Origin of the sequence: Brevibacterium sp. CFH 10365 (genome assembly GCF_009299785.1) — a bacterium.
Lineage (GTDB): Bacteria > Actinomycetota > Actinomycetes > Actinomycetales > Brevibacteriaceae > Brevibacterium > Brevibacterium limosum.
Genome location: NZ_VIGO01000002.1, coordinates 349603 through 362557 on the forward strand (window position 1 = coordinate 349603; position 12955 = coordinate 362557).

Here is a 12955-nt window from a genome sequence, read left to right on the forward strand (position 1 = left end):
GAAAGGGAACGCATTGGCCGAAATCATTAAGAGCGAATGGGGCGACCGCACGGTCGCCGGTGCCACTGAAGTCTTCTCCTACATGGACGGCGGATATGAGTGGGACTTCTTCGGAGCCTGGTACGACCCCGAGGCTCGCATCTTCTACTGGATCGAAGACTCAGGGTGCTCGTGCAACTCCCCAATGGATTGGGTCGACTCGACATCCGAGTTGTCGGTCGGATCAAAGGACGAGCTGATCCGTGCATACAAGGAGTTCGCGAAGGGCTCCCACTTCATGTCTTCCGACGACAGGGTTACGGCGGAACGCGACATCAAGCAGGCCATCAAGGAGGCAACCAAGTGACACTCGCAACAGCAATCGTCGTGGGACTGCTCACGATCATCGCCGGCGCAGCACTCACGTCGCTGCTCGGCTTCTTCTTCATCGGCTACGGCAACCACCTCGCCAAGCCGGCCAAGGTCAAGAAGGCGAAAGCCTTCGGCGCCGGGGCGCTACACGTCCTCGGCGTCCTGTTCCTGGCAGCTGGACCGCTCGCTTCGTTGTGGGCTGGCATCAGCCTCGGCGTACTGATTGCGGGGGCCTGAGCATGAACGACAGCTTCATCTTCGTATGGTTCATCGCCATGCTCGTCCTGTTCCTGGTGCTCCTATGAGCGTGACATTCATCGCAGGGATCGCCCTGCTTGTCGGGTTCTTCGTTCTGATGAGAGGACCGCGTGGCCGTCGCTAAACGCTGCAAGGACTGCCTGGAAGAAGGCGTCGAGACAAAGAGGCCGGCCCCGCACCCGGGGCCCCGCTGCGCAACGCACCATCGAGCGCGGCGGCGCCAGACCTCGGAAGGCGCATGGGCCAAGCGCATCGAAGAGACCTACGGCATCACCGCCGAGGAGTACTGGGAGATCTACAAGGCCCAGGGCGGTCGCTGCTACATCTGCCAACGCGCCACTGGCGCGGCGAAGCGATTGAGCGTCGACCACGACCACGCCAACGGACTCGTTCGCGGGTTGCTCTGCACCCGCTGCAACAAGCACACCCTCGGCAATGCCCGAGACGAGATCGAGTACTTCGAGCGTGCGATTGCGTATCTGCAATCACCACCTGCGCAGCAGGTCATCGGTGAGCGGGTCGCACCTATCCACGGCACGGATGCCGAGAAGAGCAAGCCGCGGAAGCGGCGGACACGGAGGAAGAAATCATGAGCGAACGCATCACTACCGCCAACGACAGGTACGCCTACGAGATCGGCGCCGACTATGCACTGGCAGGATCCATTACCCAGGCTGCGTTATTGAACGGCCTCGCGGCTGGACTCTCGAAGGTCACGAGCAGATTCAGGGATGACCTGCAGCTGTGCTTCATTGAGCGCGATCTCACGCCATCGGCTCGACAGCTGGTGATCGAGCTTGCCGAGTTCGCGAAACTCGAGGAGGGTCAGTGATCTTCAGCAGGAAGAAGACTGAGCCGGCGCCGGCCAAGAAGGCCGAGTCGGGCATCGAGTACGACAAGGACACCGGCCTGCCGGTGTTGCCGGACGGCTACACCTGGAAGGTCGAGAAGGCCACCTACACGAAGTACGACCGGTGGGGCTATGACTATCTCACTCGCGGCTACCAGGTGCTGATCGTCAACAAGAAGAAGTCCACGAGGTATCACCGATCGTTCAGCGAACTCACTGACGCGAACGTGAAGCGCGTGGCGTGTGCGGTGTATCGAGATTTCCAGCGGGACCTCGAACTCAAGGACGCCGAAGCTCGACTGCTGGGTGAGTATCCACCGAAGAGTCTGGGGGGAATCTGATGTTCGACAGAGATTGGGTTGAGCCCAATGACCCCGACCTTCCCGCCTGGCCCCTCTACCAGCTCGGGGTGCATCACGACGAGGCATACCGCTGCGACGTAGCCATCGCAAGCACTCGACTCGGCGGGCGTGTGCTCTATGCGGCATCAAAGGTGGGGCCAGCCCTGAGCCTGGACGAGACAAGGGTTCGCTGCGTCACGACGCTACGCGAGGTCGTTGCGGAGTTTGAGGCAGCGGGTTACGGACCGGATGTTTACAGCGAAAAGGACCTGAATAAGTGAGCAGCATCATCATTGACACGACAACAGGGTTGCCTGAACTTCCCGAGGGCGAGGTCTGGCAGGTTGAAGAGAGCCCGGGCTTCACCCTAGATCGCAGTGAGGGCTGGTACGTCAGCATCCTCGGGCCCGAGCGCAAGCCTGAGTGGTCCGACTGGGAAGAGGACTGGCTGCAGGACTACCCAAGCGCAGTACGGCACGAGTCCTCCACTACCCAGGTCCGGCATGTGCCGATCGGCCGTACCTGGTACGGGAGGAAGAAGGCCCGTCGCGAGGTTCGCTACCTGCGCCAGCCCGTATCCCGCACCCGCTGGGTGCAGAGGATCAGGTTTGAGGGCGAGTACCCAACAACTAGGGATGTGAAGGTCGCCGCGATCAAGGCAGTCAGGGATCGGGCGAAGCGAGCCGAGGCGAGTCAACTCATCGGCCTCTACCCACCGAACACAATTGGAGAATCGAATGACTGACATCATCAACCACCCCGCACACTACGCGGATGGCCGTGACCACGAACCGATCGACGTGATCATCGACTGGGATCTCGGCTACCTCGACGGGCAGGTTGTGAAGTACCTGTCCCGCCTGGGCCGCAAGGACAGCGCCCTGCAGGATGCCAAGAAAGCTCAGTTCTACATGAACCGATTGGTCGAGGAGCTGGAGAAGAAGAGCGACGGGCTCGTGATCACCGGCGCAGACATCAAGGCGGGGAGCATCACGATCAACAACTTCAGCGACAAGGCAATGACAGAAGGATCAGGCTGGTCCTGATGAGCGACGAGAAGCCACCCATCTGGCCGATCCTCGAGCACTACGGGCTCGACGGCATCGAGCCGGCAGCGGGCAGGGTCAAGGTGCTCTGCCCATTCCACGACGAGCAAAGGCCCTCGGCATCTGTCGATGTCGACAAGCAGTACTTCAAGTGCTTCGGATGCGAAGCATCGGGCGACGGATACGCCATAGTCATGCGGCAGGAAGGAGTCGACTTTGTTGGTGCCAAGCAATGGATCGAAGAGAATGTTGGCTTCGTCGGCGATTCGGTTCCATCGAGAACTACTCGAGAACCAAGACGGACCAGCCTTCGCATATCTCAACGAGGAACGCGGGCTAAGCCTCGAAACGATCGAGCAGTTCAAGCTCGGCGTCGTAAGCGAATCGGATGATGAGTACGGGCACCTCGCGGGCTACCTCTCCATCCCCTACATAACCCCCACCAGCACCACCGAGTGGTGGCAGAACTACGTGGACCTGCGCTTCAGGCGCGGCCCGGAGATGCCAGACACCGCTCCGAAGTACCGAACACTGCCGGGTCATCCGACCCGGCTCTTTGCTACCACGACGCTGGCGAACCCCAGCGATTACATCGTGATCGTCGAGGGCGAGGTCGACGCCATGACTCTGATCCAGTGCGGGATCCCCGCTGTCGGAGTCCCTGGCGTGAAGTCGTGGAAGCCGTACTACAAGAACATCTTCGCCGGGTTCGGGAGGGTCTACATCCTCGCGGACAAGGACGAGGCGAAGGATGACGCCGAGGTCGGCGTCGGCGAGAGGTTCGCCGAAGAAGTAGCGAGGGCAGTGCCCAACCCCAAAGTCATTGTCGTGCCAGATGGCGGCGACACGAACGGATTCTTTTTGAAACACGGCGCCGCAGAACTGCGGGGCCTGATTGGAGTTTAGATGTACCTGAAGAACGGCGATGCCGTCACATTGCGGCTGGGCCGCGACGAATACGTGGAGGGTGAGGTCATCGAGACGAACTACCCGGATGTCTTCTCTGTTGGGTGGACAATCCTCTGCATCATCACCGAGGGCGGGCATCCCCGCTACGGACAGGTTGCGCCGTTCGCGGCGAGTGAAGTCAGCTACATGGAAGAGGTCAACGTTTGAGCGAGTTGCAGAATATCTTGTCGGAGCCAGAGGACACTCGCTCGATGGTCGAGCAGGCGCTCGACCTGCTGGGCAGCGAAGACCGAGACGCATTCGAGTCCGCCCTCAACTCATCACAGTTCCCCAGCGCACAGTTGGTCGCCGCACTGGCGACAGACGCCGCCGTCCGTGACGCCGGCAAGGTCCCATCCGTGGACACCATGACCAAGTACCGCAAGCGACGGGGGATCCTGTGAGCAACCTTCAGAACATACTGAACCAGGGAGCAATCCCAAACCCACCCAAGAACTGGCGTGCCGGCCTCGAGTTCGACGGCACCGGTGGCGAGGCCACCTCGAAGCCGCTCCTGGCTGACGCCGAGTATGACCCCAATGAGACCCTGCGGGACGCAGGGCTGGATCCGAGCCGGTTCGAGGTATCGAACTTCCGGTTCTCCACCTGGGATGCTCAGACGCGCGAGGGCATCGAGACCTTCCGATCCTACAAGTTCAGCTTCAGAGAGAAGACTGACGAGGTGGACCACGCCGACATCGACGAGCTGGTCGATGTGATCAGCGGATACTTCCGCGGTGGCCTGCCCGACGAGAGCACCGGCAAGTACGGGCCGGCAGTCTTCGCGGTCGGAGACCTGCAGCTCGGCAAGGGAGACGGGGACGGATCCGAAGGGATCGTCCGCCGCTACATGTCATCCCTCGAGGCTGGCGTCAAGCGCTGGTCTGAGTCCGACGCTGACTCCGAGGAGGTGCTGATCGCATTCCTCGGTGACTGCATCGAGGGCGTCGTCTCCCAGGGCGGGAAGAACATCGGCAACAACGACCTGACTCTCACCGAGCAGCTGCGGGTTCTGCGACACCTGATGACGCAGACGATCGCACGCTTCGCCGATGCCGGCGCGGTCGTGACCGTCGCCTCGGTGCCTGGCAATCACGACGAGACGTACCGCTCCCCCGTCAACTCGAAGCCGCACGACTCGTTCGCTGTCGACAGCCTCCGCGCTGTCGAGGAAGCCTTCAACCTCGCAGGCCGGGATGATGTGACGTTCCTGTACCCGAAGGAATCAGAGCTCGCCATCGCCGCAACGGTCGGCGGCGTCGGATTCCTCATGGCTCACGGCCATCAGTGGCGCACCGGCAAGCACTACGCATGGTGGCAGGGGCAGTCCTTCAGCGGCCAGACCGGACACGATGCCGACTGGCTCCTGGCCGGGCACCGCCATCACCTGTTCATCGACACCGAATCGGATCGGTACTTCCTGCAGGTCCCGGCGCTCGAGCAGCGCAGCGACTGGTGGAGGAACAAGACCGGCCAGGTCGGCAACCCCGGCGCCGTCTACCTCGAAGTCGAGCCCAGCGGGGCTCCTCGAGTCATCACCCTCGTTCAGTAAGGAAAGAATTGGAACACGAATACCCGGCTATCGACAACGCCAAGTTGAGCAGCGTCATCAAGAACGTCGCGAAAAAGCAGGCCACCGACGTGATGGATCCCGAAGACCTGGAGCAAGAGCTCTGGGTCTTTTACCTTGAGCACGTCGCCCACCGCGACTACCCCGAGGGTGCGATCGTCGACCTCATCAAGAAGCAGGGGGTTAAGGTCGCCCGAGACGAGCGCATCGACTACATGCAGTTCCGTGGAGCGTTCGTCTACTCCCCCGCCGTCGTTCGCACCATCCTCGAGGATGCCGTGTGGGTTGACTCGGAGGATTGCCCTGACATCGAGGGCCGCATTGACGTGTCACGAGCACTCGGGGAATTGAATGACGATGAACGCCGCGTCCTTCACCAGCGATTTGCGGTGAACCCGGACACTCGACCGCACTTCACCACGCTCGAGACCAGCCGCATCGAACGCGCCATCGACAAGATCAGCATGATCCTCAACCGCGGAGCATCCCGCTCAGAACTCGACATCGACACCGCCAGCGAAGAGCTGGCCTACCCGGCATACGCCTGATCGGAGATCCATTGACCATCACAGTCTTCAGCAAACCAGCCTGCACCCAATGCACCATGACGAAGAAGGCCCTTGGAAACAAGGGCTTTACTTATGTCGAGAAGGAGATCTACGAGCAGCCCGACGAGTGGCTTGACGAGATCAAGTCCGAGAACTTGTTGTCTGCTCCTATCGTCCAGGTCGACTATGCCTCGGGCGGTCAGATCAGGTGGGCCGGCTTCCGGCCCGACCTCATCAACGACCTGCGGGGAGATGATGCAGCTTGATCAAAGCACGCTACGCCAAGCAGATCCGCGCCGGCATCATCTTCTACGAGCTCTGCCAGGAGAACGCGCTGCTCATCGAGTACGCTCGCATGGCGCTGGCGCCGCTCGGCTATGAGGCATTCCTTCATCACATGATCAGGGACGGGCACCGGCCCGTTACCTCCACGCCGATCCTGTAGCACAAACACAAAAGGCCCCCTCGGGAGCACCTTGGCATTACGCCTTGGCGCCCTCGAGGGGGCTTCTTTTTTTGTCTCTGACATATGCACGAATGCTAATATGTCATCAGGTGACTGGGGATTCCCAGATCTTCTTCCAGGTCTTGAGGCCAACGAGGCCGTCGGGCTTCAGGCCCTTTTCCTTCTGGAACGCGACGACGATGCTCTTCGTCTTCGCGCCGAACCGGCCATCAACGGCGATGGTCCAGCCGCGCTTCTTCAGCTGCTTCTGCAGCTTCTTGATGCCAGCGCGATCCTTGGCGTAATGGCCGGAGTGGTTCTTCGCGTTGCGCGACTCAACCCCGTACCAGTGCCCCTTCTTCAGCGGGAACTTCGGGGCCTTCTGCGACTTGCGAGGCTTCTTCGCCTTCACCTTCTTGCCGGCGTTGATCTTCGCCCAGGTCTTGCTGCCGACGATGCCGTCGACACCGAGCTTGTACTTCCGCTGGAAGTCCATGACCGCTGCCTTTGTGGCAGCGCCGAAGTAGCCATCAACCTTGACGCCGACGGCCTTCTGAATCCGCTTGACAGGCTCACCCTTGTTGCCCTGTCGGACAGTCGGGGTCTTGCCGCTCACGGCAGTCCAAGGGGATCCGCCACCACCGCTCGAGGTGGCACCGCCACTCGGGCCGGGCTTCTTGCCTGCGCGAATCTTGTCAGCGAGGGCCGCAACCGCGGCCGTGCCCTTGTCGATCTCGACATGCATCTCGTCCTTGCGGCCGGAGTAGTTCTTGCCGTGACGAAGGACGCCATCGCAATCCGCGAGGATTCGGTTGATGGCAGCAACCTGCTTCGAGGAGAAGGTGCCGACCTTGCCGAGGGGGTGCTGCGGAGCATTGAGGTCGAGGGCGGTGCCCGAGGCGTGGTTCGACAAGGTGGTCGAGTTGCCGCGGATCGTCCGCTCGGCGTACCCCCAGTTGCCGGGCCACTTCAGGGGCTCGACCTCGGAGTGGAATCGCTTCGCGAAATACACAAGGACTGTTGCGACATCGCCCTTGCGGAGGGCGACCTTGCCGCCAGGGATTTCGTAGGACGCGATCAGCGATCGGTCGTTGGCGCGGTATCCGTTCTGAGAGGTAGCCATGCTCAGACCACCTCAGCCAGGTCGAACTCATTCGGGTCCGGGATCTCGGGGTCGTCCTCGATGCCGGCCTCCACGGCCGGGTCGTACATGTCCTCCTCGACAGGCTCCTCGGTCTGCACATAGGTGCCGGACTTGGCCGGCATGAGCCATGCGACGAGGAAGGTGGCGATGTTGCCCAGAAGGCCACCGAGGACAGCCGCGGTTGCAGCATCCATGTCGATGCCGAACAGGGCCAGGGCCCAGACGATGAGCGGGGCGAGGCCCACGCCAGATGCGGTGCCGATCGCACCGGTTGCTCCGGTCTTGCCGGAAATGTTCTTGACCAAGGTTTCTCCTTGTGAATAGGGAGAACCCCTGGCGCCGATGCGCCAGGGGTTCGTGGGGTTGGGTTGTTACAGTCGGTACTCAGGGGGAGGCTCGGGAACGTCTGCTTCGGTATCAAGCTCGCCCGCCTCGAAGCGGCGATTGATCCACTCGAGCACCGAGGCGATGTAGCCCCGGAACGAGAAGAGGGTGGCTTCGAGCTTGGCCGTCTCGGCCAGGTGGTCGCGGCGAACCTTTGCCATCTCTTCGCGCAGGTTCAGGACTTCGGTAGTGCGCTCGATGTTCTCGCGCGTCAGGCGAGAGATGTCCTCTGACTGCTCGTCCAGCTTCTCGTCGATGCGATCAATCTCTGACCTGTACCGATCCACGAGCCCGAGTTCGTTCTGCTCCTTCTGCTGCTCGTTCTGCACCCGGGTCGATCGCCTTGAAACGAGCCAGGTAACTACGGCCGTGATGATCACGCCGAGCAGAGACAGGGCCGGCTGGATCAGTGCTTCCATCAGCTACCCCCTGGCGCATCGCGGCTGCGATGCCTTGGATTGGGCCAGCCTGAGCAGAAGAAGATCAGGGCGACGAAGGTGCCGTACATAACCACGGAGACGATCGCCGTGGGCAGTACAGTGAAGAACGCGATGAGGAACAGGCTCGCCCACAGGGCGGGCGGTGCGATCGCGACAAGGAATCCGATGGTCGTGAACTTCGGGTGCCTCTGTCCGCGCCATGCGCAGAAGAGCAGGAACAGTCCGGCAAGAACCCAGACCCATCCCAGCTCGTTCTCGTTGAGGAGTTCGGGCAGGAACGAGAATGCAGCTGATCGAGTTGGCGTCGAGATGAACACGTAGCTCGCCCCGACAGCCATCCACGGCACGGACAGGATCAGGAGGAATGCACCCCTGAACCCGTCAAGCTTGTTGGCTATCCTCTTCGGGATCACTGGGATACGACCTCGCCCTCCTGGGCGACAGGGCAGCTCTCGCACTTCTGATTGGCTTCAAGCTCGGCAACCTTCGCCTCAAGCTCTTCGATGCGCAGCCGCTGCATGACGCGCTCTTCCTTGAGCTGGATGTTCTCGGTCAGGTTCTCCTGGTAGAGAGCTGCGAGGACTTTGGACTGATCGGTGTTCTGTTCCATGTGAGTCTTCTTTCGTTGTGAATGCAGAAGGGGCCCCGGCTGATTGCCAGGGCCCCGTTGGGGTGGTGATTGTCAGGCTGCGACCTGAGCCTCAAGCTCCTCGATGCGGTCGCGCAGCTCACGAACGATCGGGATAAGGGCTACGCCGAAGCGCTCGTAGTGGAGGCTGTCGGGTCGACCGAATGCGTCGTACTCCACAAGGTGCGTGAGGCCGAGCTCGTCAACCTCCTCGGCGATGGCGCCGAAGTGACGCGCGGGCTCGCTGGTAGCTCCCCCAACCTCGCGTGGCGCCGGCCCGATGGGCACCTCTTCGCGGAACTCGCTGAGAGTCTGGGCTGACGCGACATCGGCCTTGTCAATCCACGTCCGGGGCTGGACATCAAGGACGCTGCTGAGCAGCGGCGCATCCTCCACGTCGGTCTTGTATCGAAGCGAGGACGCTTCGCGATACAGGGTCCCTTCGCCGTTGATCCTCATAACCGAGCCGGAGGTGGAGGTGACGTTGTAGATCGTGCTCGACTGGATTCGGGGGCCATTTGAGGTCTTCGTCCAGAGCATCCGCGCCCCATCGCCGCCCCAGATCTCGGTCTGCCGCTTGAAGCCGGACAGGATGGTCTCGGTCGGATCCATCCACAGACCGCCCACGAGGCTACTGTTGCTGTCGTAGGCGCGGAGGTTGATGGTTCGATCCTCGAGTCTCAGGTACGCACTGCCCGAGTTGGTGGGGTGCGACCAGGTGAAGATGTTCTGGTCGTCGTACATCGACAGCCAGGACCCGCCGTTGGTGCTCGTCGAGCGATTAATATGCGCCCCCTTCCCGGCAGCGGAGTCCATATCCAGGTAGACATAGCGAGTCGACGAGGACTCGCCCCGGAGCTTCGCACTCCCCGACTTGATGTCCAGGTAGTTGCCGCCCTCCCTGGCCCTCATGTACACGCGATTGTCGAAGAGGTTGAGCAGCGAACCATTGCTGCCGGACACCTTGCTGGGCCCCTGCAGCGCTATCACAGTGTCGGTGCCGTTGGTTACGACGCCCAGGGCGGCGCCGGAGCTATGACCTGCAATATTGTCCCAATAGATGCCTGGCGAGGTGGTGGCACTGTCGCCCCACACGGGCCCCACCTGCATCTTCGCGATCGAGTTCTCCTGTTCGAGAACACCGCGCATCACCATCGAACCGGCAATCATCTCAGCAATGACTTCGTTGCTCGCGTTGTACTGCTTCAACCCCTGCGTCGTAATCTCCACACGCGAACCAGAGTTCGCTGTCTTGATCGTCGAGCCGGTGATGGATCCGCCCTGCAGGGTGAACGACCCGGCGGTCATGTCGACGATCGTGGCTCCGAGGCTGTTGTACTGCTTCAGCCCGTTATGGGTGAGCTCGACTCGAGAGCCGCTGGAGGCGGTGCGGATCGTCGCACCGGTGATCGTCTTGCCGTTGATCGCATCGGCATCGAGCTGATTGCCCATGATCTTGCCGACGCTGATGACGTTGGCGTTCAGGGATCCGACGATGCCGGACTCGGCGGTGATAGCCCCGGCGCGGATGTGCTCGGTGGTGATAGCACCGCCCTCGATGAGGGTTGCCCCGACCTGCTCCTCGACCCGAACATCCTTGAGGAAGTATGAACCACCGCTAAGGCCACCCTGCTGCTGAAGTAGAGCCTGGAAGCCATACGCATTGTCCGGGGCTTTTGATGTGAGACTAAACGCCTCGACTCCGGTGTAGCTGCGGGGGCTGAAGTAGTCGCCAGAGACCGCGCTGCCGGAGATGTACGCGCCAGAGCTGTCGTACCAGCGGAGCACCAGACGGGCATTCCCGACGCCAGAGAGGGTTCCCCCGACTCCCATTGTGACGGTGAATGTGTATGAACCGCCCGGAGTCGCCGGAGAAATCTCCTCACTCTGCGAATGACGGAAATAGATGGCCGACTGAAGCGCGGTGCCAGCAGAACCGCCCCCGCGAAGCAAGATGCAATCACCCACGTCACCGTCGGTGGTCGGCCCGGCTGTAAAGCCGTTGAGGACCCTGTGAGGCTCAATGGTTGATACGGAGAACGGCAGAATGCTCTTCTGCTTGCCGATAAGCAACTTGTCGGAATAGATCGACTGCGCCTTGATCCGGGCACCGTCCATCTCACCGACCGTGATCGCGCCGGCATTGATCGACCCGATGATTCCGGACTCGGCGGTAATCGTGCCGGCTCGCATCTTGGCGGCAGTGACTGCCCCCGATAGGATCGCGTTCTCGCCGATAAACGCCTCTGCTGTCGAGGTCTTGGCGACGACGGCCTCGGCGAAGATCTTCTGAGCCACGAGGTCGGCGATTTCAGCCGACCCCGCTGTCAGCTTTCCTACGTCGAGGTTGGCGATAGCTTCCGAGGAGATCTCGGTGCGCTTCCAGGCCCCGCTCACCCGGCTCCACTGTCCAGTGACAGGGCCGGACAAAGAGCTGTCATGCTGGAACCAGACAGACCCATCGGGCGCCGTGCCAGAGGGCCCTGTGGTGCCGTGGAGCACCTTCGACAATCCGTTCGCAGCATTCATTGCCGCCACCGCGGCATTCTGCGCATCCCCTGCCGCGGAGTGAGCGGCCTCAGCCTCAGCCTGCGCGGCCTTGGCTTCGCGCAATGCCGCCATCGAGTCGGTTACGTCAATTACTTTGAAGTCATCAAAGTCATACGGGGTCTCGTTGCGGAGCACATGCGGAGCCACCCTCACTCGCAGAGTACCTACTGGAGTGGTTATGTAGGCGGATACCTTGTTCCACTGGCCCTGCACCAGGCTGTCCTGGTAGAAATACGCCCCTTTGCCGTCAAGATCCTCCCCGTAGTATCCGGTGGTCGAGCCGTCAGCGAGTTCTGACTGAGCGTAGAACGACACCCGACCGCGGTACGTAGGATCTTCGTCGTTGCCGTAGACCCACACCTCGGCGTAGTAGACCCTGCCAGCTGCCGAGTCGCGCCAGTCTGTCAGCGGGTATCGGTTAGCGGTGTCGGTGCCCATCCGCATGACGCGCGTACCCGAGCGAGCGTGAGGCGCCTCAACAACCGCAACGTCGGCCTGGTACGTAGTGTTCGGCCAGATGTGCGGGCTGGGGTTCTCGAAGTCGCCGTTGGGGATGATGCTGTTTCCAGCCGCCAGCAGCGCCTGCACCTTGTCGTCGGCAATGTCTGCCTTCTGCTGTGCTGCAGCCGCCTTCGCCTCAGCCGCCTGCTGGGCGGCGTTGGCCTTGGCCGTGGCATCGGCTGCAGCTGCGTCGATCGCGCCGTTCTTGGCTTCGCTGATCTTGCCGGGGATCGAGGAGAGTTCACCGAACGCATCGTCGAGTCGTTCGTCGGCGTCAGCCAGGTCCTGGACCAGCCCGTCCTGCGCCTGCTCAATGGCCCCGACACGCTGGTCTGCAGCGGACACCCAAGCCCCATCCTGGAAGACGTGCGGCATGTTCTTCCCGTCCGCGGACGAGTCAAACCAGAGGTCGCCCTCAGATGCCTCGTCGGCAGTCGGGGCTGTCGGGCGGAAGAAGTTCTTCGTGCCCGAGCCGTCAGTGATGACGGCATCGAGATCCTGGCGCAGCTCTTCCTGCACGCGCTCAATGGCGGACTGTCGGGCGTCACGGTTCGACACCCAGGTGCCGGTGGATTCGTCGAAGATGTTCGGGATGGATTCGCCATCCTCGTTCATCTCGAACCAGATGTCGCCGTCCTTGAACGGCACATCGGGGTCAGGCTCAGGAGCCTCAGACCCGCGCCAGATCCCGTTCTTCCCGTCCGCTGTGATCGCGGCGGTCGTGCCGGTGATCCACGCATCCGTCAGCGCCTCATCGACATTGGCAATCGCGAGCATCTGCTCAGCCATTGCGGAGGGCTCGGAGAACTTGCCGGCCTTCGACCTGGCGACGAGTCGGACGTAGTAGGTGCCGGTCTCGGTGAGGGGGCCGATGACATGGGACCCGCCATCCAGCGAGGCGTATGCCCCGCCGAATGACTGGACGCGATCGGGGACGAAGTTCTCGTCCAT

At 61.7% G+C, this 12955-nt stretch carries 20 protein-coding genes and 1 pseudogene; 15 read left to right on the plus strand and 6 right to left on the minus strand.

The window, feature by feature from the left end:
• The first annotated feature begins 13 nt into the window (after nt 1–13).
• The 15 genes and pseudogenes from FHG09_RS04910 (at nt 14) to FHG09_RS04975 (ending at nt 6357) form a co-directional block, all read left to right on the plus strand.
• The gene (locus tag FHG09_RS04910) at nt 14–346 is read left to right on the plus strand and encodes a hypothetical protein (protein WP_152346568.1); all 333 of its coding nucleotides are present in this window, start codon (nt 14–16) and stop codon (nt 344–346) included.
• Complete coding sequence (locus FHG09_RS04915; protein WP_152346569.1) at nt 343–588, plus strand: hypothetical protein; 246 nt, start codon at nt 343–345, stop codon at nt 586–588. Before FHG09_RS04910 ends, FHG09_RS04915 begins: the two co-directional genes overlap by 4 nt.
• Before the next feature lie 131 nt (nt 589–719).
• Complete coding sequence (locus tag FHG09_RS04920; RefSeq protein WP_152346570.1) at nt 720–1202, plus strand: endonuclease VII domain-containing protein; 483 nt, start codon at nt 720–722, stop codon at nt 1200–1202.
• A complete protein-coding gene (locus FHG09_RS04925) occupies nt 1199–1441 on the plus strand; it encodes a hypothetical protein (RefSeq protein ID WP_152346571.1) in 243 nt (80 codons plus the stop codon). The genes FHG09_RS04920 and FHG09_RS04925 overlap by 4 nt, the downstream gene beginning before the upstream one ends.
• Nucleotides 1438–1800 (plus strand): hypothetical protein, encoded by a 363-nt coding sequence (locus tag FHG09_RS04930; protein WP_152346572.1) that lies wholly within the window; start codon nt 1438–1440, stop codon nt 1798–1800. Before FHG09_RS04925 ends, FHG09_RS04930 begins: the two co-directional genes overlap by 4 nt.
• A gap of 277 nt (nt 1801–2077) precedes the next feature.
• Nucleotides 2078–2545 carry a hypothetical protein gene (locus FHG09_RS04935; RefSeq protein WP_152346573.1) on the plus strand — a complete coding sequence of 156 codons (468 nt, stop codon included), beginning with the start codon at nt 2078–2080 and terminating at the stop codon, nt 2543–2545.
• Complete coding sequence (locus FHG09_RS04940; protein WP_152346574.1) at nt 2538–2846, plus strand: DUF3310 domain-containing protein; 309 nt, start codon at nt 2538–2540, stop codon at nt 2844–2846. Before FHG09_RS04935 ends, FHG09_RS04940 begins: the two co-directional genes overlap by 8 nt.
• Nucleotides 2846–3079, plus strand: a pseudogene (locus tag FHG09_RS20325) (CHC2 zinc finger domain-containing protein); the annotation flags it as partial. The gene FHG09_RS04940 and the pseudogene FHG09_RS20325, both read left to right, overlap by 1 nt.
• Before the next feature lie 13 nt (nt 3080–3092).
• A complete protein-coding gene (locus tag FHG09_RS19950; protein WP_227492550.1) occupies nt 3093–3752 on the plus strand; it encodes a toprim domain-containing protein in 660 nt (219 codons plus the stop codon).
• Nucleotides 3753–3962, plus strand: coding sequence for a hypothetical protein (locus tag FHG09_RS04950; protein WP_152346576.1), 210 nt, complete (start codon nt 3753–3755; stop codon nt 3960–3962).
• A gap of 44 nt (nt 3963–4006) precedes the next feature.
• Nucleotides 4007–4198 carry a hypothetical protein gene (locus FHG09_RS04955; protein WP_152346577.1) on the plus strand — a complete coding sequence of 64 codons (192 nt, stop codon included), beginning with the start codon at nt 4007–4009 and terminating at the stop codon, nt 4196–4198.
• Nucleotides 4195–5346 (plus strand): metallophosphoesterase, encoded by a 1152-nt coding sequence (locus FHG09_RS04960; RefSeq protein WP_193627275.1) that lies wholly within the window; start codon nt 4195–4197, stop codon nt 5344–5346. Before FHG09_RS04955 ends, FHG09_RS04960 begins: the two co-directional genes overlap by 4 nt.
• Nucleotides 5347–5354: 8 nt before the next feature.
• Nucleotides 5355–5912: a sigma-70 family RNA polymerase sigma factor gene (locus FHG09_RS04965; protein WP_152346579.1), complete on the plus strand. Its 558-nt coding sequence runs from the start codon at nt 5355–5357 to the stop codon at nt 5910–5912.
• 11 nt (nt 5913–5923) lie between these two features.
• Entirely contained in the window at nt 5924–6178 is a 255-nt protein-coding gene (locus FHG09_RS04970; protein WP_227492551.1) for a glutaredoxin domain-containing protein, read from the plus strand.
• Nucleotides 6175–6357, plus strand: coding sequence for a hypothetical protein (locus FHG09_RS04975; RefSeq protein WP_152346581.1), 183 nt, complete (start codon nt 6175–6177; stop codon nt 6355–6357). The genes FHG09_RS04970 and FHG09_RS04975 overlap by 4 nt, the downstream gene beginning before the upstream one ends.
• Nucleotides 6358–6463: 106 nt before the next feature.
• Here the strand turns inward: FHG09_RS04975 and FHG09_RS04980 are convergent, their stop codons facing one another.
• The 6 genes from FHG09_RS04980 to FHG09_RS05005 form a co-directional block, all read right to left on the minus strand.
• Nucleotides 6464–7480, minus strand: a complete 1017-nt coding sequence (locus FHG09_RS04980) for a peptidoglycan-binding protein (RefSeq protein ID WP_152346582.1) — start codon at nt 7478–7480, stop codon at nt 6464–6466.
• A gap of 2 nt (nt 7481–7482) precedes the next feature.
• Nucleotides 7483–7806: a hypothetical protein gene (locus FHG09_RS04985; RefSeq protein WP_152346583.1), complete on the minus strand. Its 324-nt coding sequence runs from the start codon at nt 7804–7806 to the stop codon at nt 7483–7485.
• A gap of 66 nt (nt 7807–7872) precedes the next feature.
• Nucleotides 7873–8304, minus strand: coding sequence for a hypothetical protein (locus FHG09_RS04990; RefSeq protein ID WP_152346584.1), 432 nt, complete (start codon nt 8302–8304; stop codon nt 7873–7875).
• On the minus strand, nt 8304–8672 hold the full coding sequence (locus tag FHG09_RS04995; RefSeq protein ID WP_152346585.1) for a hypothetical protein: 369 nt from the start codon (nt 8670–8672) through the stop codon (nt 8304–8306). The genes FHG09_RS04990 and FHG09_RS04995 overlap by 1 nt, the downstream gene beginning before the upstream one ends.
• Nucleotides 8673–8734: 62 nt before the next feature.
• Nucleotides 8735–8935 carry a hypothetical protein gene (locus tag FHG09_RS05000; RefSeq protein ID WP_152346586.1) on the minus strand — a complete coding sequence of 67 codons (201 nt, stop codon included), beginning with the start codon at nt 8933–8935 and terminating at the stop codon, nt 8735–8737.
• Nucleotides 8936–9007: 72 nt separating this feature from the next.
• Entirely contained in the window at nt 9008–12955 is a 3948-nt protein-coding gene (locus FHG09_RS05005; protein WP_152346587.1) for a hypothetical protein, read from the minus strand.

Bases quoted from the DNA above. Each gene is read 5' to 3' on its own strand.
- FHG09_RS04925 (WP_152346571.1), top strand. From the start codon at position 1,199: ATGAGCGAACGCATCACTACCGCCAACGACAGGTACGCCTACGAGATC.
- FHG09_RS04940 (WP_152346574.1), top strand. From the start codon at position 2,538: ATGACTGACATCATCAACCACCCCGCACACTACGCGGATGGCCGTGAC.
- FHG09_RS19950 (WP_227492550.1), top strand. From the start codon at position 3,093: ATGTTGGCTTCGTCGGCGATTCGGTTCCATCGAGAACTACTCGAGAAC.
- FHG09_RS04950 (WP_152346576.1), top strand. From the start codon at position 3,753: ATGTACCTGAAGAACGGCGATGCCGTCACATTGCGGCTGGGCCGCGAC.
- FHG09_RS04955 (WP_152346577.1), top strand. From the start codon at position 4,007: ATGGTCGAGCAGGCGCTCGACCTGCTGGGCAGCGAAGACCGAGACGCA.
- FHG09_RS04980 (WP_152346582.1), bottom strand. From the start codon at position 7,480: ATGGCTACCTCTCAGAACGGATACCGCGCCAACGACCGATCGCTGATC.
- FHG09_RS04990 (WP_152346584.1), bottom strand. From the start codon at position 8,304: ATGGAAGCACTGATCCAGCCGGCCCTGTCTCTGCTCGGCGTGATCATC.
- FHG09_RS05000 (WP_152346586.1), bottom strand. From the start codon at position 8,935: ATGGAACAGAACACCGATCAGTCCAAAGTCCTCGCAGCTCTCTACCAG.
- FHG09_RS05005 (WP_152346587.1), bottom strand. From the start codon at position 12,955: ATGGACGAGAACTTCGTCCCCGATCGCGTCCAGTCATTCGGCGGGGCA.